This window comes from Planococcus sp. FY231025, assembly GCF_052078085.1.
In the GTDB taxonomy this organism is placed as follows: domain Bacteria; phylum Bacillota; class Bacilli; order Bacillales_A; family Planococcaceae; genus Planococcus.
Genome location: NZ_JBQJJG010000008.1, coordinates 310,146 through 336,699 on the forward strand (window position 1 = coordinate 310,146; position 26,554 = coordinate 336,699).

The following is a 26,554-nucleotide window of genomic DNA, read 5'->3' on the forward strand; positions in this document are numbered from 1 at the left end:
ATCCGCGAAGATGCAGCCATAATCTATGAGCGTCCCAAAAAAAGGAGTTTTCCAGAAATGTGCCGCACTTCCTCACGCAGGTCCTAACCTGATCGAGTTATAAGGGATCGAAGCTTGCGCTTGCATCTCAGCTAAAATAAGCACCCCTAGTGCAGAAAACGGTATGCAGTTTTTTTGTGTCCGGGGTTTGCCCCGATGGCTCTAGTTTAGCGGAAGGCCTGGGGGATGTAAAGGGGGTCAACACATAACTAGGGAGCAAGTGAGCGCGTGCCTGACACGTGGCCAACCGGTTTCGCCGAGCCAAGTGCAATTAGTTGGAATTTTTAATAAATAGGCGTTATGCTTGTTAATAATAATGAAAATAGGAGATTATCATGGTCCAATTCAATTGGTTTGAAAGAATAACACAAACAATCGAAGCGTATCAAAAAAACCACAATAGCGATCCGCATCGGCTGCAATTCCACTTGATGCCGGCGGTCGGTTTGTTGAATGATCCAAACGGATTGATCCATTACAAAGGCATGTATCATGTGTTTTTTCAATGGAACCCGTTTGGTACGGCGCACGGCTCTAAATGTTGGGGCCATTCTACCTCCCAGGATCTTGTTTATTGGCAAGAACACAAGCCGGCGCTTGTTCCGAGTGAATGGTATGAAAAGGATGGCTGTTTTTCGGGGAGTGCGATTGAAGTCGATGGGAAAATGGTTTTGTTTTATACAGGGCATGTGGACCACGGAAACGGCAAATTTGAAACTTATCAATGCATGGCCGTTTCCAGCAACGGTTTTGATTTTGAAAAAAAAGGCCCGGTTGTATTGCTGCCAGAAGGATACACAGCCCATTTCCGGGATCCGAAAGTGTGGGAAAGGGATGGAACTTGGTACATGGTTGTAGGGGCGCAAACTTTTTATGAAGAAGGGGCGGTTGTGCTTTATGCTTCGACAGATTTACAGGAATGGGGGCTTAAAGGAATTTTAGCTGGAAACCGCTTCAATGGATTGATGGACTTCGGCTATATGTGGGAGTGTCCAGATTTTTTTGAGCTTGATGGAAGAGACATCCTCATCGTTTCCCCTCAAGGGTTGAAAGCGAAAAATTCCTTTTACCATAATGCGCATCAGTCTGGCTATTTTGTCGGCAGATGGAAAGTTGGAACAACTGAGTTCCCCCATGGCGAATTTACAGAGTTGGATCGTGGTTTTGATTTTTATGCCCCGCAGACGTTTCAGGATAAACAAGGAAGGCGGATCATGCTTGGCTGGATGGGAATTACAGGGGAACAGGAATCCCATTTGCCCACAATTGAAAAAGGCTGGGTCCATGCCTTAACGATGCCACGCGAATTAGAGCTGAGAAAAGATCGGATTATTCAAAAGCCATTGCCGGAACTAAAGTTGTTGCGGGAAACGCAAGGGCTTTCATTCCAATCAAGCTTAGATAATGAAACAAAGACGTGGCCAGAGCTTTCGGGGAATGTAGGGGAGCTGAAGATCCATTTTCTGCAGAACCTGGCCGGCAACATAAAAATAGAAATCCGCAAAAATATAACGCTTATTTACGATCAACAGAAGAAGCGGTTAACGATGGTGCGAAAACGATTTCTAAACGGCACGGTTGAAAGCCGAAGCTGTTTTTTGGCTACGCTTGAGGAGCTTCATATTTTTCTGGACACGAGTGCCATTGAAGTTTTTGTCAATGGAGGGGAGGAAGTGTTCACGGCCCGTTTTTTTGCGCTAGCAACTGATTTAGATGTTTTCTTTACATCAGATGGGCATGTGGAGTTATTGCTTGAAAAGTGGAACTTGCGAAATCCTAAGCATTTCATGAATCATTCTGTTTAAAACTGACGCCCTCGTTTTCCGTTGAAGAAATGTATCTGGCATAAGCAAAGCATTGGATTCTACAAACCAGTTCATCAGAACATTTTGTTTTTCAATTTTAATTTCACAAAATGTACGGCAAGGAGAAGCGGAAGTCGGATGAAATGATTTTTTCATTGTTGCAGACTAACGGTTATATATATTCTTTAAATCAAATTGCATATTTAAATGTCCCAAAGCATAGAAACCGGCAGTTTATGGCATTGTGTCCAAACCTCTGCCGGTTTTATAGATTTTATTTGAATAAGCTCGGATGCCTTGTTTTGCCAAAAGAACGGTCCTTAGACAATTTAATGAAAGTCTACAAGGAACTGAAATTCAAAAAAACATCCCTTTTACAAAAAATTAATAAAACGCATATTGTGTATCGAATTAAGGATTGGTATCATGAAAATGATATAACTTTGTTAGAAATGTAAAATATATCTTAATAATAGTATTTGTACCGCAATCATATTATCCCACCATAACATTTTACAGAGTTATACAACGGTCTTTTTTTATTTAGGGGGAAGAACATGCGATATCATGACATAAGTTTGGATGAACTGGAAGAATTGGAGCAGGAGATTCACTTTCAAGCTGAAAATAACCAAGGGAATTTGGATTATTCCAAGATTGAACTTTATGATGCAATGCACACCCATCTTAAGCTGTTGGCGGCGGAAGATGCAGATTATGAACATTACTATACATACATCCAACAGAAATTGATCAATTTCCTGCTGTGCTATTGCGGCCAGGCGGCATCCAGCGATGCCAATCAGCGCTATGCGGCAGAACAAGCTTTGAAAAAAGTGCTGCATTACGACCCGGTGAATCCGCTCGCTGCATACCGCCTGGCTGGGCTATTTCACCAGCAGCATATGCACGTCGAAGCTCTTTGCCAGCTGCAACAGGCACTGGACAACCAATCCCGTTATCCGGAGAATGCTTATCAACTGAATGCCGATCAGGTAAAGCGTGCATTGCTGTATATGTCGAGCAGCTCGTTGCATATCGGCAGCCGGGCATTTGCGGCGAGTTCCGTTTCTTCAGCGGCCCTCGAAAGCGGGGACTTTACGGAAATGTTCGCAGAGCTCTGCCGCAGCACGGATGAACTCCGGAATTCCGCCTACCGCATCCTTTCGGCGGATGAACATATTCATTGCGCCCATGCACAAGTTTTGAAGGCGATTGAAAAGGATCCGAAAGATACCATCACCCTTTTTTTCAACACGGAAGGCCCAGAATTGATCTATAATGGCATCCGCGAAAAATTGCCAGCTGCCCATGCGTTCCTGCTCAAGCATTTATTGCTGAATAGTTGTGCGGAAAAACCAATGAAGCCGCTTGATGCCAAATCGTATTTTTTGGATACGCATGTTATGACAGGCGTGACGGGTCCGACATTCACCAATGCCGTAGAAGGACTGATGCAGGCGCTGCGGGAAATTGAAATCCCATCAGCGATTTGCCGGGCCGATAGCGGGAATCAGCCGGCCTATTATTTCAACGGGTCTTCGGCGTATATGGTCATCGGCAGAGTGGACGAGGAATTGAATTTCGGTTAACTAAAAAATAAAAATCTTAAAAAAGCTTTGACAACCGGCTGAATGTTCTTTACTATTGGGTACATGCTAAAAACAATTACATATGGAACATTATCAAGAGAGACCGAGGGACAGGCCCTATGACGTCCAGCAACCTCCAGAGCGATCTGGGAAGGTGCTAATTCCTGCAGAATGAATCTATTCTGAGAGATAAGCCTAATCCAATTCGGTGCCTCTTTCTTAATGGAAGAGGCATTTTTTATTGGCATAAAAAAGAGGGGGCACCGCCATGATCAGCATCACGAATCTTTCAAAAGAGTACCAGACGAAAAAAGGCACCGTCACCGGCGTGGACAATGTCTCCTTGACAGTGGGTGAAGGCGAAGTATTCGGCATTGTCGGCTACTCGGGAGCGGGGAAGAGCTCCTTGCTCCGCTGCATGAACCTGCTGGAACGCCCGACCAGCGGCGAAATCAAAATCGCCGGGGTGGATCTCACTCAATTGAAAGGCGAAGGGCTGCGGCAGGCGCGGCTGAAAATCGGCATGATCTTCCAGCATTTTTATTTGATCAGCCAGAAGACGGTCAGTGAAAACATCGCTTTTGCCTTGAAGGCGGCGAAACTTCCGAAGGCACAAGCGGCCAAACGAGTCGATGAGCTGCTTGAGATGGTGGGCCTGTCCGATAAGAAGGATGTATACCCCTCGCAGTTGAGCGGCGGGCAAAAGCAGCGCGTCGGCATTGCCAGGGCGCTTGCCAATAATCCTTCTGTCCTGCTGTGTGATGAAGCGACATCTGCGCTTGATCCGAATACGACACTGTCCATCCTGCGGCTGTTGAAGAAGATCAACCGGGAATTGAACATTACGATCGTCCTGATCACGCACGAGATGAATGTTGTCAAAGAAATCTGTGACCGGATGGCTGTGATGCAAGGCGGCAGGGTGATCGAAGAAGGCGAAGTTTACGACCTGTTCTCCTCGCCAAAAACGGCATTGACGAAGGAATTCATTTCATCGGTCGTGTCTTTTGATGTGCCGGCTCCGATACTGGCGGCCTGCACCGGGAGCGTCATCAAAGTGCAGTTCAAAGGCGCAGTCGCCGGGGAAGGCGTCATTACCGACACGGTTCAGCATTTCGATGTCAAAGGGAATTTTCTTCATGGATCCATCGAATATATCCAGGAAAAACCGCTTGGCCTGTTCCTGATGGAAATCCAGGGCAGACCGGAAAATATCAGCCGGGCCATCACTTATATGGAAGGCCGGGGCGCTACTGTGGAGGTGATTGAAAATGGGCTTTGATTTTCAGCATATGATGGAATTATGGCCGGACATTTCAAAAGCATTCGGCGAAACTTTGTATATGATCGGCGTCTCCTTGGCAATCGCCATCGTCATCGGTTTGCCGCTCGGCATCATTCTTTTCGTTACCGACCGAGGCCTGTTTCTGGAGAACCGGTTCGTTAAATCGGTCTTGGGCTTTGTTGTCAATATGGTGCGCTCCATCCCATTCATTATTCTGCTGGTCGCGCTGATTCCGCTGACGAAACTGCTGGTGGACTCCACAATCGGCCCTGCTGCAGCCAGCGTCTCGCTGTCGGTTGCCGCAATTCCGTTTTTTGCCCGCATCGTCGAGACCTCCTTGCGGGAAATCGATAAAGGCGTCATCGAAGCGGCTGTCGCGGTCGGCGCCACTCCGTGGATGATCATCAAGGATGTGCTGCTGCCGGAAGCGAAGACAGGCCTTGTCCAGGGCGTCACTATTACGATCATCTCGCTGGTCGCTTATTCTGCCATGGCAGGCGTCGTCGGTGGAGGCGGCATCGGTGATTTGGCGATCCGCTTCGGCTATTACCGCTACGACAACACGATCATGATCGTCACGGTCGTCATTTTGATTGTTCTCGTCCAAATCCTTCAGCAGCTTGGAGATTGGACGTCAAAAGCAATAGACAAACGATAGAAAAGGGAGAGAAACTCATATGAAAAAGATTGCCTTACTAGCTGCACTATTCGTACTGCTCACACTGCTTGCTGCTTGCAGCGGGGAAGAATCCAGCGCCGACTCCAAATCCATCAAACTGGGCGGCACCGCCGGCCCATACAGCGACATGCTGAACGAGGCGTTCAAACCGGCGCTTGAAGAAAAAGGCTATGAAGTGGAAATCGTAGAATTCAGCGATTACATCCAGCCGAACAATGCGTTGGATAACGGCGACCTCGATGCCAACTTGTTCCAGCATTCCGTTTACCTTGAAAACTTCTCAAAGGAAAACGGCATGGACTTGGCGGGGCTGATTACGGTGCCTACTGCTCCGATGGGCATCTACTCGAATGTATTCGGTTCGCTTGAAGAAATCAAGGACGGGGCGACCATTGCGATCCCGAACGATCCGGTGAATGCAGCCCGTACGTTCCTGGTCTTGCAGGACAACGGCTTGATCACATTGGATCCGGCAGCAGAAGAATTGACCGTATCCGAGAAGGACATCCAGACGAATACGAAAAACCTGGAGTTCCAGCCAATCGAAGCGGGCGGCTTGCCGCGGGCAGTGGAAAGCTCCGATTTGTCAGCGGTTCCGGGCAACTTTGCACTTGCCGCTGATATGGACCTGCTGGATGCACTTGTGCTTGAAGACATGCCTGACCGCTACCGTAACCTGGTGGCAGTGAAAACCGAAAACAAAGACACCGAGCTCGCCAAAGATTTAGTGGAAATTGTGGAATCATCGGAATTCGAAGCGTTGATCGATTCGGATTTCAAAGGCTTCGGCAAACCGGAATGGATGGCAACGCGCTAAGGGAGGAGATCTTTTGTGGAAGACATTATTGTAAAAGGCGCACCGGCTGAATATGTCTGTCGAGCAGGCGTTCTCGATAGCTTGGAAGAGAAACTGCTCGCTAGAAACATCAGCAAGGCGTTGATTTTGACCGGGACTAAATCATGGGAAGCGCTCCGTCCGTTTTTCCCTGCGCTGGAAAAAGTCGAAACCGCTTTTGATCTGTATCAGGGGGAATGCTCACTGGCAGAAATTGCGCGGGTCGGCGATATTGTGAGAGCTCTTGGAGCGGAAGCGATCATCGGAGCAGGCGGCGGCAAAGTGCTCGATATTGCGAAAGCTGTCGCTCACGAAACCGGAACCTCTTCGGTCCTCGTTCCGACACTCGCCTCGAACTGCGCTCCATGGACGCCGCTCAGCGTCATCTATACGGAAGAAGGGACGATGACCCATTATACGGTCTTCCCGGGAAGCGTCGACCTGCTGTTGGCGGAACCGCGGGTATTGCTCGGCGCACCGGTTCCGCTGCTCGTTGCGGGTATCGGCGACACTATCGCAAAATGGTACGAAGCCGATGTGCAAATCAGCCGGTTCGAGAATCCGCAAATCGCCTTGAAAATCGCCCATTACACCGCAAAGCTTTGCGCCGATGAAATGTTCGAATATGCAGAAGCAGCCATTGGAGATGCGAAAAAGGGCCGTCTGTCAGAGGCATTCATCAGAGTGGCGGAAACCATTATCATGGTCGGCGGCATGGTCGGGGGTTTTGGCGACAAATTCGGCCGTACAGCCGGCGCGCACTCCATCCACAATGGCATGACCATCGCGCCGGAATCCCATAAAGCGCTGCATGGCGACAAAGTGGCATACGGCACATTGGTGCAATTGCTGCTTGAAGGCAAAGGGGCTGAAGCGGAAAAACTGAAGGAGTTTTATAAAAAAGTTGGATTGCCGGCTTCATTAAAAGAAATCGGGATTCCCGGAAAATGGATTGGGGAGATTGCGATTCATGCTACGCGCGACGAAGAAACAATCCATGTGCTGCGAACTGAACCGATTGAAGCTGCTGAAGTCGCCGCAGTCATGAAGGGGATCGAAGCAAGCTTGACCGCCCGATAAAAGAGGAGATCCTGCTGCATCCGACAACGAATAGAGCCATAAAGAGAACGCCCGCAAAAGTGCCGTACACTTTTCGCGGGTGTTCTTTCTATGTTAAGGAACAATTTCCGGAAACAGGGGCCAGCTTTAGCACATAAGGCTGTGATCCTAGGAAGTGGATTTCATTCTTTTTCGGAAGGCCCTTGATTGACTGTGGTATGGTAAATATATGAAGTCGGGTTGACCCGCATTGGTTAAATCGGAAGGAGTGGAACGGTTGCGGAAATACTTAGGGTTTGTCTCTATTTTGATTCTGTTTGTTACTTTCCTGATCCTGCAGTCGCTTGTCGGAAAGTACATTGGCCAATGGTGGATTTTCTTGATAGTTGCCGGGTATTTATCGGCCGCCATCGCCTCTTCCATGAGTTCCAACGGGTTTTGGAAAAAAGCGTCAACAGCTGTCCTGATTCTGCTGCCGGTGGCATATTTGCTGTATTTGGGGATATTTATGCTCGGCCTGTACGGGTTATAAGCAGTTTTTTTCAAATGGCAAGTGAAAAAACCGGAAGGAAAACTTGGCTTTAAACGGAAATATGTGAGATGTTAACGCTAACTCCATATAGTAAATCATTGTTGCTGCAATAAAAGGTTTTTTACTCCTTCCTATCGAAATTTTGTAATTGGAGGTGGAGGCAATGGAAAAAGAGGCATATTATTTTTTGCAATTAAGCACATCCGGCCAGCGGGAATCGTGGAAGTTCAATCAGAAAGAGGATGCCCTGCATGCATACCGGGCGATTGTAGAAGAGTTCGGCCATTATGAGCACGAAAACAAAAGCGGCAAAAAGCGGGACGAAGACCGGGTGCAATTGAAAGTGGCCCGCGCCCGTGAAGAAAAACCGCAAGGCGAAACCGATACTTTCGCTCCGGAAGCGTGGTTCAAGGCAGATGCCTATCCGCGGATTTTGGATTGGGCCAACAGGCATATCGGAGAAGAAGAGCAATAGCAATCATGCCGCAAACGACAGCATCGTAGAAAACCACTTATTATTAATTAATAGATGTGCTTAAAACCGCAAATCATAGGTATCGCCAGGCTGTAGCAAAGGAGTTTCCATATGACAGAAACCAAACTGCTTGTGCAGTTCCAGAAAGATCTTTGCCGTTATTCAGACGAACACCTGAAAACCATTCCTTCACCAGGGGTCTGGTCTGTCGGGCAAATGTATGACCATCTAATTGTTGTCGCCCACGAATACCTGGATAATTTGGAAACTTGCGCCCGGTCAGCAGAAGATCAGCCGCTCGGAAAAACGGAATATGGCGAGAGATTATTCAAAGACGGCGGTTTTCCACCTGTTAAAATCAGATTGCCGGATGAACTAAATGCGCCTCCGGACAATTCAGGCAGCAGGGCAGACTTGAACGCGCGGATGGAAGAATTGATCCGGCGGATGGCCCGTTGGGAAACGGAGCTCGATGCTATCGATCCGCACACCAAAGTACGGCACGGCGGATTCGGGTGGCTGAATGCAGAGGAATGGCTTAAGTTGGTGGAAATGCATTTCCGCCACCACCTGCGGCAAAAAAACGAGCTGGATAGCTATATCTTCTAATATAAAAATAACTTTACAGTAAAGAAAGCGAGAGATTGGATGAAATTTTGGCAATGGATTGAACTGGATAACGAAATACAGCACGGTAAAACAGCAGACGGGCTGAGCTACTGGAAAAAAGAGATCCATGGATGGAACGATAACAAGACCTTGTTGGATGCAACTTCATTGGTAAGTGTGACCACTGTTGAATCTGATGGAACTGCAGAGAGTGAATTTAACATCGAATATAGCCGTCCGGAATTGCATGGAGATTTGATGATTGGAAAACTTGTCGACCAAGCTAAATCGGATTTGATTGAGGCTGTCCGTTCCAGCTGTTTGTGAAGAGGGCCGATGCATGAAAAACACATAACGTTATTACTTTACCGCTAAAGCAGCCGAACCGGCTGCTCAGACTTTAGACAAAGCCTAATTTGACTGAATAGAGATGTATAAGCCCGACCGGGCTGGCCACTTCGCTTTCCGTGGGCTCGGCTTCAGCCGCTTCCCTTGCTCCTGCGATTACTCGTCGCAAATTGAAAAAACATTCGCTTCGCTCAGTCCAGGGTCTTCAGCTCGAGTCGCTCCGCTGCTCCCACAGGAGTCTCGTAGCCATGCGCGTCAACTTAAGAATTTATAGAGGGTTAAATCCCTTTACCGGATGGTAAAGAAGAATATCATCAGGTAAAGGAGGGGTTGTCATGAAACGGGACCATTCAGCGTATCAGCTGAGACAGTTATTCCAGTTTCTTTCACCCAAAAGAACTTGATACACTCGCAAAAACGACCAAATTCATCCAACGAAAACGAAAGCTGACCGCCAGTTCCTTTATGAAGCTCTTATTCACGTCCCCGGGCGTTCTGAGTGCGCATTCTTTGACCGAACTCTGTTCGGATTTGGCCGACCAACATGTGCAGTTATCCAAAGAGGCCTTAAACAATCACTTGAATGAACGTACCGTCTGCTTCTTGAGAGAGTTGTTCTTTGAGCTTTTCCGGTATCAGAAGAGCTTAGCCCTTCCGGGCATTCGGTTAGCCACCAGCCGTTCGTTTCGTACCCTCCGTATTCTGGATGCCACGACCATTCGTCTTTCAAAAGAGTGCCAGGAAGAGTACCCGAGTTCGGTTGGGGCAGGAGCCAAGTTCCAACTGGAGATTGATTACCTGACCGGCCAGTTTCACCACCTGGAGATTCAACCCGCAAAAGCTAACGATTGCCCGTCTGGCCAAAAACGACTGGCGAACATCCGAAAGGATGAATTGTTTTTACAGGACCTCGGCTATTTTCAATACGATACCTTTGAACAGATCAATCAGGCAGAGGCCTTTTATATTAGTCGGACAAGGGCTGATGCCATGTTCTATATAGCGCATCCAACCCCTCGCTATCATCCGGATGGAACCATCGTTCAAAAGTATGCGTACGAACGACTCTTTCCGGAAGAGGAAGTGAAAACGCTCAAACCGGGTGAGATGAGAAATTATCCAAGGGTCTACCTAGGGAAACATAAGAAATTGCCGTCCCGCCTCATCCTCTATCGGATGACAGAGGAAGAGCAGCGACGCCAAGAATACCGGATCAAGCGGCGTGATCAAACCAAGCAGGGGGTTATTAAGCAAAAATCGTTAGATTTAGCGGGTGTGTCCATGTTGGTGACGAACCTGCCCGCCGAAATCCCCGCAGGGGAAGTGGTGGCGCTCTACCGGTATCGTTGGCAGATCGAGCTCTTGTTTCGTTCGTGGAAAAGTGACCTGAACCTGGACCAGTTCCGTCAAATGAAGCAAGCGCGTTGGGAATGTCATTTTACGCAGAGTTGATTCTCTTGCTTCTGAGCACCTTGATCACGTATCAATTGCGCGTCCGTTTCTATCAAGAGCACAACTTCATCTTGAGTGAACAGATTGCCCTCAAGGAAATCGCCAAAAAAATAGGGGTGCATTGGCGAGTCCGTGATGGAACGGACTGGCTAAGCACCCTTCAAAAGATCGAGAAAACCCTGAACGCCATTGGCCGGAAGAAAGAAAGAGAACCCGGGCCAATCAGCTGGTTGCGAGCCTAAGAGGCAGACAAACACGCGAATTTTGGGGAATTGGAATGTTTATTTGTCATGCCTTCAAGTTCAGGGTTGATAGTATCCCTATCCCCCGTTTTACAAAAGATGAAACGTTTTTTAGCGGTCGACCGGAAATATGGCTCGGACTCGATAAGTATTCGTATTCGTGAAGCTTAAGTTGACGCGCATGGTCTCGTAGCCAGCACGGTCGGGAGAGTCACCTGTATCTAAAAAAGGGATTAGACGCTTATCCTGCTTTGTGTAGCTAGTTCCAAGCCGCTGGCTTTAAAATCCGCAACGGAAGGCGGCGAGCAAGTTGGCCGAAGGCAGTTCGGCCGACTTGTTTGCGACGAAGCAGCGAAGAGATGCAACGCCCTTTCGTGTCTCGAAGCTAGCGCAGCGATGCAGAGACAGGAGCACCGGTTTTGCCTGCGGGATAGCGAAGTGCCGAAATCCACTCGGACGCCAGTCAATGCTTGACCGAAGCTTGCGAGGGCAAGTATTTGCGACGAGCATGCGCAGGAGCACAAGTTCTTAGTTAGTTAGGCGCGAGCCCGCGGAAAGCGTCCGCCTGAAGTGGAGGATCCAACACAGCTTTCATTAATTTTATTCATCTAATTGAAAAATTATTCTTTTGTGTACAAGCTCAGCAGCCGAATCGGCTGCTTTTTTATTTCTACTTAAAAATGCTTAAGCCCTCTTTAATAGAGCAAAGCATAGGCCAAAAGCTTTCAAAACCGATCCATAACTCCTGTTTAAAAAAACATAGATAAAAAGACTGAATAATTAGATTATATATGATATCATAAGTCTATTATTTATCAAAAAGGTCATTTTTTTATTGACATAAATAAAAATGAATAAGGTATATTAAATCGGGCAAACCCGGGTAAGAAGCTTCTGCATTTTGGAAAGCCGTACCGCCAAAAAATGGGGGCGAAATATATGGGAAATGTGATCAGGCGCAAAAAGAAGAAATGGTTAATGTGGGGAATCTTTGTCATTCTGGTTGGAGCGGTTTCGGGAGCGTTTATTTTTATGCCGAAAGGAACGGTAGCTTTCCAATCAGAGCTTGCGGAAACAAGAGATATTATGACGTTCCATAACTTTCCGGGCACTATTGACGCAAAAAACAGGGAGACAGTCTTAAGCGATAAACCCATGCAAATCTGCAACATTAACGTGAACGTTGGAGACCAAGTCCGAAAAGGCGACGTTCTAATGTCCGCTGCTTCCGGTAAAGAAATTAAAGCGGCTATAAATGGCGAAGTCGTCCTAGTACGGGTCAAAGAAAATATGCCAGTGGCAGCAGGCACAGAAATGGTGAAGTTGGTGGATTATGAAAACCTTGAAACCAACGTCAAAGTCGATGAAATGAGCATTCAATTTTTGGAAACCGGCCAGAAGATAAAAGTGACGATCAATGCATTCGCCAAAGAACTTAGCGGAACCATTGCCGCTATTTCCAACGAAGCGGTCAATGAAAACGGCGTTGCTTATTTTTCCGTCGCGGTTGATCTTGAGAAAGATGAAGAATTACGCATCGGCATGAGCACTGAAGCCAAAATCATCAAAGAAGAAGCCAAAGCCGCAACTGTGCTGCCGATGGACGTGATTTTCTTTGATAATGCCAATAAGCCTTATGTGCTGCAACCGTCCGAAGAAGGGGAACCGGTGAAAAAAGGCATTACGACGGGCATCAATGACGGGATGGTAGTGGAAGTCAAGAGCGGCGTCAGAGCCGGAGAAAACGTCATGCATGCGCCGAACGAGGAAGGGCTGTTGGAACAGCTTTTCTGGAGGTGAGAGACCATGAAAGAGGAAATTTTAAAAATGTCCGGCATTTGCAAATCCTACTTTCTTGGTAAAGAAGAGCAAATGATTCTGAGCGAGATTGATTTGACGATATACAAAGGGGACTTTGTAGCAATACTTGGGCCATCGGGTTCCGGAAAATCCACCTTGATGAACTTGATCGGCTGCCTGGATACGCCGACTCGCGGCGAATACATTTTATCCCGCCAAAACGTGAAGGAGTTGGATGAAAAAGAGCTGGCCGCTATCCGGAATACGGAAATCGGCTTTGTGTTCCAGCAATTTCATTTGCTGCCGCGGCTGAGTGCAAGGGACAATGTGGAATTGCCGCTCGTGTATGCCGGCATCCATGGGAAAGAACGGAAACAACTGGCAGAAAACATCCTGGCCAGGGTCGGCCTTGAAGGAAAAATGGAGCACCGGCCGAATCAGCTTTCGGGCGGCCAGCAGCAGCGTGTGGCAATAGCACGTGCGATGGTGACCCAGCCGACAATTCTGCTTGCAGACGAACCGACGGGCGCGCTCGATCAAAAAACGGGACAGCAAATCATGGATCTTTTTCATCAGATAAACGAAGAAGGAAAGTCGATTATCATGATTACGCATGACCCTGAAACAGCAAAAAGCGCTAAGCGGATCTTCCGCCTTCTCGACGGCGTGCTGCGGGAGGAGATGGCCGGATGCTGATTGAAAATCTGCGAATGAGCTGGAAGAATGTCGTCCACAACAAAATCCGTTCGGCATTGACCATCCTGGGCATTGTCATCGGCGTAGGCTCCATCATTGCGTTGATTACGATAGTCAAGGGGGTTACCGTTGACATGACCAACGATTTCGCCTCTTTTAAAGCGGACCGGATTGTCGTTACAGCCATCGGGACGCCATCCAAAATGGGTCTGGTGCATCAGGATATAGAAAGAATTGAAGAAATCAGGAACGTGGACAGCGTATCCCCGACTGTATCCGGTTTCACTTCAATAGCGGCCAATGGCACGGTCAAAAAAGAAGTCGGCGTGAACGGGAAAAATGATGTGTACTTTTCTAAAAACCAGGACCTGATCCAAACGGGAAGAGGGATTAACCCTTTAGATATCCAAAGTGAAAATAAAGTCACTTTAATCGGGTCGTCGATTGCCAGTGAATTGTTCTATGGAGAGGACCCGATCGGGAAAGACCTGCTGATCGGCGGCATGAATTTCACAGTCATCGGCACACTTCAACAATCGCATGCATTCTCGTCCAGTTCGATCAATGAGGCGGTAATCATCCCTTATACAACTTCCATGCAGCTGCTAGGAACCAATTATATAATGGCGGCCGACGTTTATATGATAGATTCTGCGCAATCGGAAAAAACGACCCTCGCCATCGAAACAGTGCTTCGTGAAGCATTCAAGAGCCAGGAGGAAGGGTTTTTGCTGAGGAATACGCAAGATATGCTGTCGACCATCAATGGGATGATCACCACGCTGTCTTTGCTGATTGCGGGCATCGCTTCTATTTCACTTGTAGTCGGCGGAATCGGCATTATGAATATGATGCTTGTGTCCGTGACAGAACGGACTGCAGAAATCGGTCTCCGGAAAGCGCTTGGAGCACAGCCGAAACGAATCCAGCAGCAATTCCTCCTTGAAGCGGCTTTTTTGTCGCTGATTGGTGGATTTATCGGTGTAGTATCCGGCGTACTCGCCGCATTTGCCATCTGTGCATTTATGGGCACCAGCTTCTTGCTTTCCCCTTCCACTGTTATATTGGCACTCGGATTCTCAATGACAATCGGAATCGTCTTCGGTTACGCCCCTGCAAGGAAAGCCTCGAGGCTAAGCCCGATCGAAGCTTTGAGAAGCATCTAAGAGTTCCAGGAAATTGGGTTTCCAATGGAAGCGGGACACAATTGCTAAGGGAATAAAAAAGGGATGCAGAAAAAATTTTTCTGCATCCCGCCATTCTTCGCATTCAGTCTGTTTTACTGCGTACCTTTGATGCCATCACATCAGCCATTCTTTCCGAATCCGGATTTTCTTCGTTGTGCAATTGCTCGATGATGTTTGCATAATCTTTGTCGTTTCGATTCTGGCTTAGTTTATAGGCAGCCTGGATTTCCTGGACTTCTATCTGAAATCCGACAATCCCTTTGAGTTCCTTTTCCAGCATGGAAGAGGACAGTTTATCCCAGAGCAAGGGTTTTTCCCGATGCTTTTCGTATTTTTCAAGCAGCATGGACAAGTCCTGCTTTAATTCTTCAAAGCTTAATAGGCGGGCTGGACCATAAAGATGGACGGCTTGGTAATTCCATGTCGGGACATTTTCCTGCTCATACCAAGAAGATGAAATGTAGGCATGCGGGCCTTGGAAAGTTACCAAAACAGATTCAGCTTCTTCGAAAGTCCGCCATTGCGGATTGCCGTAAGCCATGTGCCCGGTTACATAATAGACATCCTCTTTCTTCACCAATTGCAACGGCAGATGCGTGGCGATCGGTTTGCCTTTCCGTGTCGTGACGAGCGTTCCGAATGAATTATGCTGGACGAAATCCCGGATTTCTTCGATGTCGCTGACCTTGAAGTGTTTTGGAATGTACATGCCGCGCCTCCTAGGGGGTTATTGTTTTGACCATAATCAAATCCACTTGTTCGTCGTCGCCCATAAAGAAGGAGTGTGATCCTTGTTGGACAAAGCCTTTTTTTCCGTAAAATGCTATGGCGTTTTCGTTGTTTTCCCAAACACCAAGCCAGATCTTCGTTTTCTTTCCGCGTGCCGCGATGTCGAACGCTTCAACCATCAGCCGTTTGCCTAAGCCGTGCTTATGGAATTTATTCTTCACATAAATGCGCTCGATTTCAAGCGCTTCGCTGCCCATCGGTTCAGTTTGTGCATCGCCGGTATTGATCTTCAGATAGCCGGCGGTTTCCGCGTTATAACAAACAAAATAGAACTCGGAGGAGGGGTTTGCCAGTTCGCTCGCCAATTGGCCGGCGTTGTATGCCTTCTCCAGATAGGCATTCAGGTGTTCGGGCGAATTATGTTCCTCGAAAGTCTCTGTAAAGGTCACTTTGCTGATTTTTTGCAGTTCACTAAGATCTTCTATTGTACATTTCTTTACCGTAATTGCCATTCGGAAAACCGCTCCTTTTCTTGGTTAATAAATTCGCTTGTTGCCTTTTTTCACCCATTCCCAATCCTTTTCCACGTTCTTCCGGATCCGTTGCAAAAGGTCGAAAGCCATTTCGGCTTCGGCAGCTGACAATCCTTCGAGCGCCACAAGGTTGGAATGGTCGTTTTCCCTTTTGATAAAAGGGTAGGCGGCTTTTCCTTTCGCAGTCGGGAAGATCCGTTTGATCTTTTTATTGTGCGGATCTTCTTTTTTTTCAACAAACCCATTGCTTTGGAGTTTTTGGATGGAGCGGGTGGCCGTGGAACGGTCAGCCTTGATCAAGTCGATCAATTGTTCCTGGATAATGCCGGGATTTTCGCAGATCCGCACCAAATACAGATACTGCCCCCGGGTCAGGTCGATTTCCTTGAACTCGATATTGCTGATGGAATCCAGGGCCCGGGCAATCATGCCGATCTCGCGCAAAATCTCTGTCATAAGGAGCTCCTTTGTGATTTACTTGATGAGCATTTTTTTAGCTTCAATATAAATATAAAACAATTATGTTGTATTTGCAACAAAAAATCAAGGAGTCACTTTTAGTTGTATCAAATTTTATTGAACTTCGTTTTAGAAGAATTTTCTTAAAAGTCTATTTGAAACTATAAATAAAAGCGATAAGATGTACAAAGAGAGGTAACATATTTGTCTTGCCGAAAAGGTACTTGAGGATGAGTAAATCATAAGCTTTATCTATAAAGTTGATTAAAAAAAGATGAATTCTAAAGGTGCGATAGTATGAAAAGAGAAAAGTGCCCATGTTGCGGATTTCCAACTTTGCAAAATAGGGGCCAGAATGAAATTTGTAGACTGTGCGATTGGGAAGACGATAACCAGGATGAGTCAGTTTCAGCGGAAATTTTAGGGGGGCCGAATGGCGATTATTCTTTGAAAGAAGCAAGAAGAAATTTTAAAAAGAATTTACATATGTATCGTGGCATAAGCAAACATTCATCGATGGGTACAAATGAAGTGAAAGTAAGATTAATGCTTGCATATGAAAGATTGGAAAAAAACAACCAGGAAAGTGAAGATTGGACTGAAATTCTCAAGCTTGAAAAAGAATTGGTGATGTTCCATTCGATTAAGGGAAATGGTTAATCAAGCCGTTAATCTTGTTGAAACAGTACACGAGATTTAAATCGGTCGGTCGTTCTAGTCCGAACGAGTTAATCCTCCTTAAAGGGTTTGTAGTGCTTGATATTTAATGAGACGGGAAGTGCCGGATTGGAAGCGGAACTGCGGACGTTGGTAAATGAATATGTAAAAGGAGCAATTAAAAGAGAATATTTAATCGGGAATGTAAACCCAAAATTTATTCGCAAACCGTATCATGAGGATTCCATATTCAATAATCTGCTAGAGATAATATTTGATGACCCCGAGGATAACGATTTGGAAATCACTAGAGGGGCCATCTTTAAGGTTTTAACAAACTATATCAACAATTCTATCAGCATTGAGGAAGTGGAATTATGGTTTTGGGATGTCCTAAATCTTAATATTTCTGGCGACATTGTGGAGGAAGAACTCATTGCTTTTCTGATTTACTTGTTTGACAATTTGGAAATCAATCGATTAACAGATGGGCAAATTCTGGATATAATAGTTGTATTAGAAATTGTGCCGCATCCAGGAGAGGCATTAGATAATATAAAAAAGCAACTAAAAATCAGTTAACTTCCTTACAGTGATAACTCGGATTTATAAAGACTTTCAGAGGAATTGTATCAATTGCAGGTGTTCAGTTGTTCAGTTGTTTGCAATCCCACAAGTGTTCTTTTTATTAATTAACTCTAATTTTGCTTTAGAATAAAAGGAAGATCATATAATACATAGTTATTTTTGAAGTTGCTCCAATTAAGGTTCTCATGCTGCTCATCAATAAATTCTTAAATAAGAAGGAGGTTAACAAATGGCTTTAGATGCTTATTTATATGACCGGAATAACAAGGAAATTTCCCATTTTTCATGGGATGAAAAAATGCACTCAGCGATGTTCGAAGAGATTGATAAAGTGTATATCCAGTTAAAGTACCTAAGAAAACTCGAGGACTATTATAGTGATAGCACGTGGAAAGGAAAAGACATCCAAAGCTTGGCAGATGACTTCGTCCGGTACAAGCCATATATGGCCGAAGACTATCATATTGCCATTGATTCCATTGCAACTAAACTTTCAGCCCCTTCTATCTATAAAGTCACATTTGTGGCTGACTAGCTCTTAAGAGCGCGGCAATGTTTCATTCAAACGCATCGCTGCAAGAATTCCAGCGCTCAACGGCAGGAAAGCCACCACTCCGATTGCCCAGTTGACATTCAGCATATCTGTCAGCAGCCCCGAAAGCATAGCCGCTATCTCTCCAGAAACGATAGACTCCCATAGAAGAAGCTCTCCAAGCAGGCTCAGCTATATCACTGACGGCAGCTTGCAGCGTCGGATAGACCATGGCTGTCCCTAATCCTAAAAGGATTGCGACCAAGACCCACCAGCCATAATTCCCGACAACCAGGATCATCCAGAGTGATAGGGCTTGAAGCCACATACCGCCGACAATCAGCCATTTTCTGCCGATTCTGTCGCTGAGCATGTCGGTGAAAAGTTGGAAAAGCCCCCAAGAAGCAGGAAAAAAGGCGACCAGTACCCCGATTTGCGGTACGGTTAAGCTGGCGCCAGCAAAAAACAGCGGGAACAGACCCCAAGCCATCCCGTCTTTAAGATTGGTGCTCAGCCCCGAGAACGTCAGGATGGATAGGTTCCGGTTTTTAAAAGTCGTATTTTTGAAAACTTCGATTGCAGAGACGGCTTTGGTTTTATTCGCCACGCTCGCCTGCATTTTCATATGGGACGCTGTGTCTTTAATGCTAAGTGATAATAGGAATCTGATGATGACAATAACTATGCTTATATAGAAAGGCTCTGGCCGGTTCGAATAGGCCGAAGCGGCAAAACCGGACAGGGCTGCCATTACGGCGACGCCGGTGTATCCGGCAAACTCGTTGAAGCCGACGGCAAATCCGCGCTGTGCCGGGTTGGAAAGGTCGATTTTCATGTTGACGGTCATGGACCAGGTAAGCCCTTGGTTGATGCCCAAAAAGACGTTTGCTACGACGATCATCCACCAGGAACTGGCGAAAATGACCAGCAGCGGAACAAACAGCCCGATTGCCCAGCCGATCAGAAGGACTTTTTTTCTGCCTAACCGGTCAGCAATGGCTCCTGCGAAATAGTTCACCACAGCTTTTGAAAAGCCGAAACTGATGATGAACGACAACGCGGCACTGGTAGAAGCCAAGCCGAAATCTTCCTCGCCGATGATCGGGAGGAGCGTCCGCTCCAAACCGACCATGGAACCGACGAAGAAATTGGCGATGACCAGCAAGATGAAGTTGAGGAGGTTATCCTTGATGCCAATTTGGATGGTTTTCATTGCTTTCACCTTTGAAAGAGGAAACGGCGAAGATCACGTTTCCAATAGATTTTCAGTTTTAAGCAGCTTTTAGGTCCGTTAACCTATCCAGTAATATCATTTTATTAGATACGGTAAATGGTTAATGGACGCACGATTCCTTCCACTCGTGGACGCCTTCTTCTATACGGAACGCTTCAAAGCCTAACGAATTCAATGTCTCGACCGCTTGTGTGGCAAACAGGCAGTACGGCCCGCGGCAATAAGCGATGATTTTCTTGTCGCGCGGAAGGGAAGCGAGATGATCTTCCAAGCTCTTAAGCGGCATGGACGAAGCACCCGGAATATGCTGCGCTTCATATTCTTCCTGCGCCCGGACGTCGATCAGAATAGCGTCTCCGTTCTTTAGGTCCTGCAGCATTTCTTCAAGCTGGACCACTCTCACGTTGTCGTCCCGTTCAATATAGTCTTTGCGCTGTTGGCCGATATCGGAAAACCGGGTTTCCGCCAGATTGCGGATTGCGTGGAGAGCTTCCACCACTTCGGCATCCGCCAACGAATAAAAGACGAAGTTTTTGTCTTTGCTGAACTTCACCAATTTGGCTTCGAGCAGAGATTGGAGATGCTGGGACGTATTGGCGACAGACATGCCCGTTTCTTTCGATAAACCTTCCACCGTTTTCGGTCCCTGGGACAAATAGTCGAGGATCTCAAACCGGCGTGGGCTGGAAAGGGCTTTAGTGATCCGGGCAAATTGCCCGTAGACGAAATCTTTAAATTCGCGTGGTTCCATGATATTCTCCCCAATCTATTAAAGTGATCAATTGAATAGTTGAATTTTATAATGTAAAATGAATTTTGTAAAGTTATTCAATCCCTATTACATAAAACAAAAGATTCGTTTGCACATCTGAGATGATAAAACTGGAAAAAGTGTTCGCGAAAATAAATATGAAAGCGATTCCGCAGAGAGGAAAGAATATACCATGAGAATTAGCGATGAAACGGTGCGCAGTTATCTGGACGATCCGGAGAAATTGAAAAAGCTCTATCACAAGGTGCTGCTGGTGATCAGTTTTTCCCAGATATTCGGCGGAGCCGGTCTTGCAGCCGGAATCACAGTAGGGGCGCTTCTGGCTGAAGAAATGCTTGGAACGAATGCGTTCGCCGGGCTGCCTGTCGCTCTTTTCACGTTAGGTTCTGCGGGAGCAGCTTTCCTGGTCGGGAGGCTTTCCCAGCGGCTCGGACGGCGTACAGGATTGACGGCCGGCTTTTTGGTCGGCGGTTTCGGCGGATTGGGCGTCGTACTTGCTGCGATACTCAACAGCATTCCGCTTTTGTTTATCGCTTTGACCGTATATGGAGCCGGTACGGCGACCAACTTGCAAGCCCGCTATGCCGGAACGGACTTGGCCGGCAAGAATCAGCGGGCCAAAGCTGTCAGCACCACGATGGTGGCGACCACAATCGGAGCGTTTGCCGGTCCAAATATGGTGGGAGTTATGGGCGAGCTGGCTTCAGCCATCGGCATTCCGGAGTTGTCGGGTCCTTTCCTGTTATCGGGTTCGGCCTTTCTTCTGGCGGGAGCGGTCATTTTCGTTTTGCTCCGGCCTGATCCGTTTCTGATCGCAAAAGCGCTGGAAGCCTACCGGAAAGAACATGATGAAGCATCTGCAGACGTCTCACAAGTACACAATCCAAAAGGCATCGCGGCCGGGGCCACCCTAATGGTGCTGACACAAATGATCATGATCGCGATCATGACAATGACACCGGTGCATATGCGGCAACATGGCCATGATTTGGCCGATATCGGACTCGTCATCGGCATCCATATCGGCGCGATGTATCTTCCGTCCCTATTTACCGGGATACTCGTCGACCGATTCGGTTCAAATTTTATGGCGGCAGTGTCCGGAGCCACGTTGGTGCTGGCAAGCGCAATCGCTGCGTTTGCGCCGGGGGATTCGCTGTTCTTCCTGATTGTGGCATTGGCATTGCTCGGAATCGGCTGGAACATCGGTTTGATCAGCGGCACCACAAAAGTGGTTGACTCCACCGATCCATTGAAACGGGCGAAAACCCAAGGCACGGTAGATGTATTTATCGCCCTTTCCGGTGCGACCGGCGGGGTTTTGTCAGGAATGGTGGTGGCAGGCTCCAGCTACACGACACTTTCGCTGCTTGGCGGATTGCTGTCCTTGATCTTAATCCCGTTGATGCTGCTGGCGCGCAGAAGCGACCAGGCAGACGCGGTGAAGTTCTAACCGTCAGTCCTGAGAGGCAGTCTTAGGCAGCACGCTTGCACAGCTAATAGGAAAAGAAATTTAGATCAAAAGTTTGAAACGCCTTGATAAGGCGTTTCAGCTTGTAGACAAAAGAATATTTATCCCTCTTTAAGAATGAAATTACATTTGAGAGAAGCTATCCCGGATCCTCCACTTCAGGCGGACGCTTTCCGCGGGCTCGCGCCGAACTAACTCGGACTCGCATCCGAGTGGATTTCGGCACTTCGCTTTCCCGCAGGAGACGCCGCCTTCCGTTGCGGATCCTAAAGCCAGCGGCTTGGAACTAGCTACACAAAGCAGGGTAAGCGTCTTATCCCTTTATTTATATACAGGTGACGCTCCCGATCGGGCTGGCCACGGAGACTCCTGTGGGACCAGCTCGAGCTGAAGGCCCCGCAGGAACGCAGTGACGAGGAGACTGAAGCCGAGCCCACGGAAAGCGAAGTGGCCAGCCCGGTCGGGCTTATACATCTCTATTCATCATAATTCGACTTTGTCTACAGTCTGAAACGCCTTGATAAGGCGTTTTTTTTATATCCTGAAAGCTGGACTGAATGAAAAATTGAAATCCGAAAAGGCAGCTGGGATTGGTTCGGAAAACGGTTTATTGAAGACGGAACGAGCAAACGGAAAAAGAGGTTTCAGTGTAGATAGAAGGAGTTGTGAATTTGACACGCAACCTTGTGGTTGCTTATAATGGAGATATGAAAAATGATGATGCAGTATTCAAAGCGCTCAGCGATTCGACTCGCCGGCTGATATTGGACGAACTTACGGAACGCAACGGATTGACACTGTATGAATTGACGGTGCGCCTCATCACTAAGCATGAATTGTCCATTTCAAGGCAGGCGATTGCCAAACACCTTGCTGTATTGGATGAAGCCGGCTTGGTGAAATCAGAACGGAAAGGGAAGTACCGCGTATTGATGTTCACTGGCGAACCGCTCAAAGATTTGCTGAAGAGATGGTTAGAGTAGCCCTTGATAAATCAGTTTTAAAAATAGGAAGGAGAGAATTGGGATGAAAATCATCGTTACAAGCTTATTCGTTGAAGATCAGGACAAGGCACTGCAGTTTTACACTGAAAAATTGGGATTTGCTAAAAAGCACGATGTGCCCATGGGTGAATTCAGATGGATTACGGTGGTTTCTCCCGAGCAGCAAGGGGGAACCGAACTTGTGCTGGAACCGAACAACCATCCGGCTGCCAAGGAATACCAGGAAAAGATATTTGCCGAAGGAATTCCGGCTACGATGTTCGGCGTGGATAACATTGAGACGGAGTATGAACGCCTCAAAGAACTCGGAGTACAGTTTACAATTGAACCGACGGAGATGGGAGAAGTCACCATTGCGGTCTTCGATGACACATGCGGCAACTTTATTCAGTTGGCCCAGCAAAAATAGTGGACATTTTCATTAATAAAAGGAGAAAACCCCGAATGCGCCGCAGCGCATTCGGGGTTTTCTATTAAAGGCCATGTCAGACCTTGAGAGGAGCAGTTTCGATGAATTGGATAGCGAGTTGGACGGTTGAAAATGTAACAAGGGAACCGTTCAATTCCTGCAATCCTGCAATTTCGATAGCAGCTTTCGGCGTAAGGCCGGTGACATACAGATTGCAGCCCATCAGCCGCATCACATCCTGGATCATCTTCAATTTGATGACCAAGGGATGGTCTTCCCAGATGACGCCGGAAATATCGATGATGACATGCTGCGTCGCATTTTTTTGGACAAATTCGCTTAGCTTGCTGATTAAGATTGTAAAACGCTCATCGTTCATCTTGCCGATCAACGAAACGGCCGCCAGACCTTCCCGGATCGGCAGTATCGGCAGCAGCAGCCGGTTGATTTCTTCCTCCTGCTCTGAGAGAAGGACCCGCTGTTGCTCTTCGGTCGAAACATTGGTCTGGGTACCGATAAAATAAGGGCGGCCTTCAATCGTCACGGGTTCAATATTCAGCCGGTTCCAAAACGGTGTCCCGTCTTTCCGGTAATTCTGGAGCATGACCGTGGTTTTTTCATTGTTCGCGATCGCTTCCTTAAGCTGGCGGATGGCTGCTGGATTGGTGTCCTCTCCTTGCAGAAAACGGCAATTCAATCCGATAACATCTTCGCGGGCATAACCGGTTAAGGTTTCGAAGGTTTGATTGGTGTAGATGATCGGGTTGTCATTTTGTTGGGGATCGGTCACTACGGTCGCTACGCGGCTTCCGTTTAACATCGCTTCAAGAATGGCAAGCCGGCTTTCAATGCTTAAATGGTTCATGTAGTATACTCCAGTCTTTGTGTGTTTTAATAGCTGGCCATTGTCCAGATACAGCTTTATGAAACTAATAGGGTTTGAAGCTATTCTCTTTAGCCGGCGCTGTTCAACGCAGTCATAATATTCATTAATAATAGCTTATACTGATTCGGAAAGCATTCAATATCCTTTTTAGCACTGTTGGACAAAGCTGCCAAACGTTCTTCTGAAGCAGAGTGTTCCTTCACTGCGAAGAAAAAGTGCATCCAGGCTAGCAAATACAATTGATGTATGTGGAAGCAGAAAACCGTGCAGTCAGCTTACCAGAGAGGGGCTGCCTGCACGGTTCTTTCATAATTAGAATTTAGGTTTATTCGGCGACTGAGGTGTAACGTATGGTTCTTTCGGGATTACGGAAATTTGTTCTGTTTCGGCATTTTGGCCGGTGGTTTTGCTTTGGCCATCTTTTGAGCTTGAAACTTTTTCCTTTACTTGGTTAGTGGCATCCGTTGCTTTTTCTTTTGCCTGGCTTGCCAAGCCTGCAGCTTTTACTTTGACTTGGTCCAGCTTTCCGCTCTTCTCACTGCTTGAGCCCGAATCACTGCTCGCTAATTTTTCCTTAACGGTCATCTGCATTTCTTTGCCGCTCTTTGGTGCCATGAGGAGGGCAGCTGCCGAACCGATTACCGCCCCGCTGATAAAGCCTGTGAAAAATCCGCTTCCGGATCTGCTCTTTTCTGCATCCGCGCGTCCCTGGATTTTGCCGGCGCGCATCAGGCGCTCTTCAACCTCATCTACAATTTCGTTGATTGTCCGTCCGCTCACTTCAATGATCGAACCATTAAAGCGTAGATCATCGTAGCTTTCCAAATTCCGTACGACCAGGATATCGTACGTTAAGCCTTTCTCCCGCTGGTCAATCATGTCCGCCTGATAGCCACTTTTGCGCAAGGCTTGCTGAATGTCAGTAAACGGTTGTTCCACTGCAATTTTCGACATAAAATCATCCCTTCTTTTGAGAATGTAATTGTTACTGTGTTTTCCCGTTTGGGCCACTCGTTCAAACCTTTTACAGCCTCAGCCGGCAAATACTTTCTGCTCGCAAAGAGCGGTTCTTCTTTCGGGCATCCTAGAAAAATACCTAGCCAAAGAAGCCTTTGAAACGTATATTAAGGAAAAGAAGGCGGAATTTTTTAGTGGGGACTAACTTCTTATGCGAAGATCCACATTAAGCCTAATATCACGCCACGAAACATATGCCAAACGGACGTCGAAGTCCAATCTTTTAAAGGAGGGATGGAAATGGGGAAAATATATTTTGGCATGATTCAGTCACTCGACGGTTTCATTGCTGATTCCACTGGGGATTTGAAGAAACTGTATGCCAGCTACACACCGCACGAAGGAATTCAGGCAGCAATGGAAAATACAGGCGCCGTGGTCATGGGACGCCATACATTCGATATGGCAGAAAATGCCGACGCTTATGCGGACCACTATGAGTATCAGGTGCCGTTGTTCATTTTGACCCATCGTCCGCCGGCTAAGCACCCCAAAGAGAACGGACAACTCACGGTTACGTTTGTCGAAGATGGAATCGAAAGTGCGATTAGCCAAGCTAAAGAAGCCGCGGACGGCAAAGATGTCCTGGTACTCGGAGCGAGCACGGGACAGCAGCTGCTTGCAGCGGGATTGGCGGATGAACTGCAAATCGCGATCGCTCCGATTCTTCTGGGCAAAGGAATTCGTCTGTTTGAAGGCCTTGAAGAGCGTGAAATTCACCTGGAAAAGTTGAAGACATTCGAAACTGCGCAGCAAGTGGAAGTTTGGTACAAAGTCATTAAATAATGGAAAGCTGCAACCATGATGAGAGCAAACAGTAGAAAGGAGCCGATGGATTGAAACAGCTTGAAGGGAAAATAGCTTTAGTGACCGGGGCAAGCAGACTTGATGGAATAGGAGCTGCAGTCTGCCGGGAGTTTGCCAAGAACGGTTGCCATGTCTTTTTCACTTATTGGGCGCCCTATGACGAGGGGATGCCATGGGGTTCGGACGCGTCTGAACCCGATCGGCTAAAAGAAGAACTTCTGCAATATGGGGTGAAGGCGGCCGGTATGGAGAAGGACTTGACCCGTTATGATGGACTGGATGGGTTGCTGGAGCAGGTAACGCAGGAAATCGGACCTCCGGACATTTTGGTGAACAACGCTGCTTATTCCACGAACAACGATTATTCGAATCTGACAGCAGAAGAGCTGGACCACCATTTCAAAGTGAATGTCGGCGCAACCGCGTTGCTCAGCAGTCAGTTTGCCAAGCGCTTCAAGAAGAAAGCAGGAGGCCGCATCATCAACCTAACCTCCGGCCAGTCCCAGGGACCGATGCCTGGTGAATTGGCCTATGCCACCACAAAAGGGGCGGTCGATGCACTAACTGTCACATTGGCGGCAGAAATTGCCCCGCTTGGCATTACGGTGAATGCCGTCAACCCGGGGCCGACTGACACCGGCTGGATGACGCCGGAGATCTCGCAAAGTTTGCAGCCGATGTTTCCATTTGGCAGAATAGGCAAGCCAAGTGATGCCGCAAAGGTCATCAAGTTTTTGGCCAGCGACGAGGCTGGCTGGATTACAGGGCAGGTCATCCATTCTGAAGGCGGCTTTATGAGATGATTTAAAAATGAAAAGACA

Annotated in this window: 29 protein-coding genes, 1 pseudogene and 2 riboswitches; of the genes and pseudogenes, 23 read left to right on the forward strand and 7 right to left on the reverse strand. The window is 47.3% G+C overall.

From position 1 onward, the window contains the following. Positions 1–52: 52 nt before the first annotated feature. Positions 53–158, reverse strand: a riboswitch (TPP riboswitch). A gap of 216 nt (positions 159–374) precedes the next feature. The 15 genes from ACTL32_RS13270 to ACTL32_RS13340 all read left to right on the forward strand — a co-directional run bounded on the left by ACTL32_RS13270 (position 375) and on the right by ACTL32_RS13340 (position 14,614). Next, positions 375–1,844, forward strand: coding sequence for a glycoside hydrolase family 32 protein (locus tag ACTL32_RS13270; RefSeq protein ID WP_441341927.1), 1,470 nt, complete (start codon positions 375–377; stop codon positions 1,842–1,844). Positions 1,845–2,401: 557 nt separating this feature from the next. Then, positions 2,402–3,436 carry a hypothetical protein gene (locus ACTL32_RS13275; RefSeq protein ID WP_441341928.1) on the forward strand — a complete coding sequence of 345 codons (1,035 nt, stop codon included), beginning with the start codon at positions 2,402–2,404 and terminating at the stop codon, positions 3,434–3,436. An 87-nt stretch (positions 3,437–3,523) separates the two neighbouring features. After that, positions 3,524–3,632, forward strand: a riboswitch (SAM riboswitch). Between the two features lie 72 nt (positions 3,633–3,704). Continuing rightward, on the forward strand, positions 3,705–4,718 hold the full coding sequence (locus tag ACTL32_RS13280; protein ID WP_441341929.1) for a methionine ABC transporter ATP-binding protein: 1,014 nt from the start codon (positions 3,705–3,707) through the stop codon (positions 4,716–4,718). Further along, positions 4,708–5,379, forward strand: coding sequence for a methionine ABC transporter permease (locus ACTL32_RS13285; protein ID WP_441341930.1), 672 nt, complete (start codon positions 4,708–4,710; stop codon positions 5,377–5,379). Before ACTL32_RS13280 ends, ACTL32_RS13285 begins: the two co-directional genes overlap by 11 nt. Positions 5,380–5,398: 19 nt before the next feature. Then, entirely contained in the window at positions 5,399–6,217 is an 819-nt protein-coding gene (locus ACTL32_RS13290; RefSeq protein ID WP_441341931.1) for a MetQ/NlpA family ABC transporter substrate-binding protein, read from the forward strand. A 15-nt stretch (positions 6,218–6,232) separates the two neighbouring features. Continuing rightward, on the forward strand, positions 6,233–7,315 hold the full coding sequence (locus ACTL32_RS13295) for an iron-containing alcohol dehydrogenase family protein (RefSeq protein WP_441341932.1): 1,083 nt from the start codon (positions 6,233–6,235) through the stop codon (positions 7,313–7,315). A 256-nt stretch (positions 7,316–7,571) separates the two neighbouring features. Next, positions 7,572–7,826, forward strand: a complete 255-nt coding sequence (locus ACTL32_RS13300; protein ID WP_441341933.1) for a hypothetical protein — start codon at positions 7,572–7,574, stop codon at positions 7,824–7,826. 163 nt (positions 7,827–7,989) lie between these two features. After that, complete coding sequence (locus ACTL32_RS13305; protein ID WP_441341934.1) at positions 7,990–8,301, forward strand: hypothetical protein; 312 nt, start codon at positions 7,990–7,992, stop codon at positions 8,299–8,301. Between the two features lie 111 nt (positions 8,302–8,412). Next, the gene (locus ACTL32_RS13310; RefSeq protein ID WP_441341935.1) at positions 8,413–8,910 is read left to right on the forward strand and encodes a DinB family protein; all 498 of its coding nucleotides are present in this window, start codon (positions 8,413–8,415) and stop codon (positions 8,908–8,910) included. Between the two features lie 39 nt (positions 8,911–8,949). After that, entirely contained in the window at positions 8,950–9,237 is a 288-nt protein-coding gene (locus ACTL32_RS13315) for a hypothetical protein (RefSeq protein ID WP_441341936.1), read from the forward strand. Positions 9,238–9,687: 450 nt separating this feature from the next. After that, on the forward strand, positions 9,688–10,710 hold the full coding sequence (locus ACTL32_RS13320) for an IS4 family transposase (protein ID WP_441341980.1): 1,023 nt from the start codon (positions 9,688–9,690) through the stop codon (positions 10,708–10,710). After that, complete coding sequence (locus ACTL32_RS13325) at positions 10,689–10,952, forward strand: hypothetical protein (protein ID WP_441341937.1); 264 nt, start codon at positions 10,689–10,691, stop codon at positions 10,950–10,952. The genes ACTL32_RS13320 and ACTL32_RS13325 overlap by 22 nt, the downstream gene beginning before the upstream one ends. A gap of 939 nt (positions 10,953–11,891) precedes the next feature. Further along, on the forward strand, positions 11,892–12,752 hold the full coding sequence (locus ACTL32_RS13330; protein ID WP_441341938.1) for an efflux RND transporter periplasmic adaptor subunit: 861 nt from the start codon (positions 11,892–11,894) through the stop codon (positions 12,750–12,752). An 18-nt stretch (positions 12,753–12,770) separates the two neighbouring features. Then, on the forward strand, positions 12,771–13,448 hold the full coding sequence (locus ACTL32_RS13335) for an ABC transporter ATP-binding protein (RefSeq protein WP_441341981.1): 678 nt from the start codon (positions 12,771–12,773) through the stop codon (positions 13,446–13,448). After that, positions 13,442–14,614 (forward strand): ABC transporter permease, encoded by a 1,173-nt coding sequence (locus tag ACTL32_RS13340; protein WP_441341939.1) that lies wholly within the window; start codon positions 13,442–13,444, stop codon positions 14,612–14,614. The genes ACTL32_RS13335 and ACTL32_RS13340 overlap by 7 nt, the downstream gene beginning before the upstream one ends. A 103-nt stretch (positions 14,615–14,717) precedes the next feature. Here the strand turns inward: ACTL32_RS13340 and ACTL32_RS13345 are convergent, their stop codons facing one another. Genes ACTL32_RS13345 through ACTL32_RS13355 form a run of 3 tightly spaced genes read right to left on the reverse strand, consistent with a single transcriptional unit; the run spans position 14,718 to position 16,353 of the window. Continuing rightward, on the reverse strand, positions 14,718–15,344 hold the full coding sequence (locus ACTL32_RS13345; protein ID WP_441341940.1) for an FMN-binding negative transcriptional regulator: 627 nt from the start codon (positions 15,342–15,344) through the stop codon (positions 14,718–14,720). A 10-nt stretch (positions 15,345–15,354) separates the two neighbouring features. Then, on the reverse strand, positions 15,355–15,876 hold the full coding sequence (locus tag ACTL32_RS13350) for a GNAT family N-acetyltransferase (RefSeq protein ID WP_441341941.1): 522 nt from the start codon (positions 15,874–15,876) through the stop codon (positions 15,355–15,357). A gap of 24 nt (positions 15,877–15,900) precedes the next feature. After that, complete coding sequence (locus ACTL32_RS13355) at positions 15,901–16,353, reverse strand: MarR family winged helix-turn-helix transcriptional regulator (protein WP_441341942.1); 453 nt, start codon at positions 16,351–16,353, stop codon at positions 15,901–15,903. Between the two features lie 300 nt (positions 16,354–16,653). On the opposite strand from ACTL32_RS13355, the gene ACTL32_RS13360 reads away from it, so the two are divergent. The 3 genes from ACTL32_RS13360 to ACTL32_RS13370 all read left to right on the forward strand — a co-directional run bounded on the left by ACTL32_RS13360 (position 16,654) and on the right by ACTL32_RS13370 (position 18,136). Next, positions 16,654–17,016 (forward strand): CPCC family cysteine-rich protein, encoded by a 363-nt coding sequence (locus ACTL32_RS13360; RefSeq protein WP_441341943.1) that lies wholly within the window; start codon positions 16,654–16,656, stop codon positions 17,014–17,016. Between the two features lie 126 nt (positions 17,017–17,142). Then, positions 17,143–17,595 carry a hypothetical protein gene (locus ACTL32_RS13365; protein ID WP_441341944.1) on the forward strand — a complete coding sequence of 151 codons (453 nt, stop codon included), beginning with the start codon at positions 17,143–17,145 and terminating at the stop codon, positions 17,593–17,595. Between the two features lie 235 nt (positions 17,596–17,830). Beyond that, complete coding sequence (locus ACTL32_RS13370; RefSeq protein WP_441341945.1) at positions 17,831–18,136, forward strand: hypothetical protein; 306 nt, start codon at positions 17,831–17,833, stop codon at positions 18,134–18,136. 3 nt (positions 18,137–18,139) lie between these two features. On the opposite strand, the pseudogene ACTL32_RS13375 reads toward ACTL32_RS13370, so the two are convergent. Together ACTL32_RS13375 and ACTL32_RS13380 are read right to left on the reverse strand one after the other, a co-directional pair. After that, positions 18,140–19,346 (reverse strand): annotated as a pseudogene (locus tag ACTL32_RS13375) (MFS transporter). Between the two features lie 121 nt (positions 19,347–19,467). Then, positions 19,468–20,118: an ArsR/SmtB family transcription factor gene (locus ACTL32_RS13380; RefSeq protein ID WP_441341946.1), complete on the reverse strand. Its 651-nt coding sequence runs from the start codon at positions 20,116–20,118 to the stop codon at positions 19,468–19,470. A gap of 193 nt (positions 20,119–20,311) precedes the next feature. Between ACTL32_RS13380 and ACTL32_RS13385 the strand changes: the two genes are divergently transcribed. The 3 genes from ACTL32_RS13385 (at position 20,312) to ACTL32_RS13395 (ending at position 23,023) form a co-directional block, all read left to right on the forward strand. Beyond that, entirely contained in the window at positions 20,312–21,592 is a 1,281-nt protein-coding gene (locus ACTL32_RS13385) for an MFS transporter (protein WP_441341947.1), read from the forward strand. A gap of 725 nt (positions 21,593–22,317) precedes the next feature. After that, positions 22,318–22,593, forward strand: coding sequence for an ArsR/SmtB family transcription factor (locus ACTL32_RS13390; RefSeq protein ID WP_441341982.1), 276 nt, complete (start codon positions 22,318–22,320; stop codon positions 22,591–22,593). 43 nt (positions 22,594–22,636) lie between these two features. Then, the gene (locus tag ACTL32_RS13395; RefSeq protein ID WP_441341948.1) at positions 22,637–23,023 is read left to right on the forward strand and encodes a VOC family protein; all 387 of its coding nucleotides are present in this window, start codon (positions 22,637–22,639) and stop codon (positions 23,021–23,023) included. A gap of 76 nt (positions 23,024–23,099) precedes the next feature. On the opposite strand, the gene ACTL32_RS13400 is transcribed toward ACTL32_RS13395, so the two are convergent. Further along, positions 23,100–23,888 carry a PAS domain-containing protein gene (locus ACTL32_RS13400; RefSeq protein WP_441341949.1) on the reverse strand — a complete coding sequence of 263 codons (789 nt, stop codon included), beginning with the start codon at positions 23,886–23,888 and terminating at the stop codon, positions 23,100–23,102. A 333-nt stretch (positions 23,889–24,221) separates the two neighbouring features. Further along, positions 24,222–24,863, reverse strand: coding sequence for a YkuS family protein (locus ACTL32_RS13405; protein WP_441341950.1), 642 nt, complete (start codon positions 24,861–24,863; stop codon positions 24,222–24,224). Positions 24,864–25,166: 303 nt separating this feature from the next. Between ACTL32_RS13405 and ACTL32_RS13410 the strand changes: the two genes are divergently transcribed. Continuing rightward, positions 25,167–25,712 carry a dihydrofolate reductase family protein gene (locus ACTL32_RS13410; protein ID WP_441341951.1) on the forward strand — a complete coding sequence of 182 codons (546 nt, stop codon included), beginning with the start codon at positions 25,167–25,169 and terminating at the stop codon, positions 25,710–25,712. 50 nt (positions 25,713–25,762) lie between these two features. Continuing rightward, positions 25,763–26,536, forward strand: coding sequence for an SDR family oxidoreductase (locus ACTL32_RS13415; protein ID WP_441341952.1), 774 nt, complete (start codon positions 25,763–25,765; stop codon positions 26,534–26,536). Positions 26,537–26,554: the final 18 nt, after the last annotated feature.

Coding starts and splice junctions, on each gene's coding strand:
- ACTL32_RS13270 (WP_441341927.1), top strand. CDS start 375: ATGGTCCAATTCAATTGGTTTGAAAGAATAACACAAACAATCGAAGCG.
- ACTL32_RS13275 (WP_441341928.1), top strand. CDS start 2,402: ATGCGATATCATGACATAAGTTTGGATGAACTGGAAGAATTGGAGCAG.
- ACTL32_RS13280 (WP_441341929.1), top strand. CDS start 3,705: ATGATCAGCATCACGAATCTTTCAAAAGAGTACCAGACGAAAAAAGGC.
- ACTL32_RS13285 (WP_441341930.1), top strand. CDS start 4,708: ATGGGCTTTGATTTTCAGCATATGATGGAATTATGGCCGGACATTTCA.
- ACTL32_RS13290 (WP_441341931.1), top strand. CDS start 5,399: ATGAAAAAGATTGCCTTACTAGCTGCACTATTCGTACTGCTCACACTG.
- ACTL32_RS13305 (WP_441341934.1), top strand. CDS start 7,990: ATGGAAAAAGAGGCATATTATTTTTTGCAATTAAGCACATCCGGCCAG.
- ACTL32_RS13310 (WP_441341935.1), top strand. CDS start 8,413: ATGACAGAAACCAAACTGCTTGTGCAGTTCCAGAAAGATCTTTGCCGT.
- ACTL32_RS13315 (WP_441341936.1), top strand. CDS start 8,950: ATGAAATTTTGGCAATGGATTGAACTGGATAACGAAATACAGCACGGT.
- ACTL32_RS13325 (WP_441341937.1), top strand. CDS start 10,689: ATGTCATTTTACGCAGAGTTGATTCTCTTGCTTCTGAGCACCTTGATC.
- ACTL32_RS13330 (WP_441341938.1), top strand. CDS start 11,892: ATGGGAAATGTGATCAGGCGCAAAAAGAAGAAATGGTTAATGTGGGGA.
- ACTL32_RS13340 (WP_441341939.1), top strand. CDS start 13,442: ATGCTGATTGAAAATCTGCGAATGAGCTGGAAGAATGTCGTCCACAAC.
- ACTL32_RS13345 (WP_441341940.1), bottom strand. CDS start 15,344: ATGTACATTCCAAAACACTTCAAGGTCAGCGACATCGAAGAAATCCGG.
- ACTL32_RS13350 (WP_441341941.1), bottom strand. CDS start 15,876: ATGGCAATTACGGTAAAGAAATGTACAATAGAAGATCTTAGTGAACTG.
- ACTL32_RS13355 (WP_441341942.1), bottom strand. CDS start 16,353: ATGACAGAGATTTTGCGCGAGATCGGCATGATTGCCCGGGCCCTGGAT.
- ACTL32_RS13360 (WP_441341943.1), top strand. CDS start 16,654: ATGAAAAGAGAAAAGTGCCCATGTTGCGGATTTCCAACTTTGCAAAAT.
- ACTL32_RS13370 (WP_441341945.1), top strand. CDS start 17,831: ATGGCTTTAGATGCTTATTTATATGACCGGAATAACAAGGAAATTTCC.
- ACTL32_RS13380 (WP_441341946.1), bottom strand. CDS start 20,118: ATGGAACCACGCGAATTTAAAGATTTCGTCTACGGGCAATTTGCCCGG.
- ACTL32_RS13385 (WP_441341947.1), top strand. CDS start 20,312: ATGAGAATTAGCGATGAAACGGTGCGCAGTTATCTGGACGATCCGGAG.
- ACTL32_RS13390 (WP_441341982.1), top strand. CDS start 22,318: ATGAAAAATGATGATGCAGTATTCAAAGCGCTCAGCGATTCGACTCGC.
- ACTL32_RS13395 (WP_441341948.1), top strand. CDS start 22,637: ATGAAAATCATCGTTACAAGCTTATTCGTTGAAGATCAGGACAAGGCA.
- ACTL32_RS13400 (WP_441341949.1), bottom strand. CDS start 23,888: ATGAACCATTTAAGCATTGAAAGCCGGCTTGCCATTCTTGAAGCGATG.
- ACTL32_RS13405 (WP_441341950.1), bottom strand. CDS start 24,863: ATGTCGAAAATTGCAGTGGAACAACCGTTTACTGACATTCAGCAAGCC.
- ACTL32_RS13410 (WP_441341951.1), top strand. CDS start 25,167: ATGGGGAAAATATATTTTGGCATGATTCAGTCACTCGACGGTTTCATT.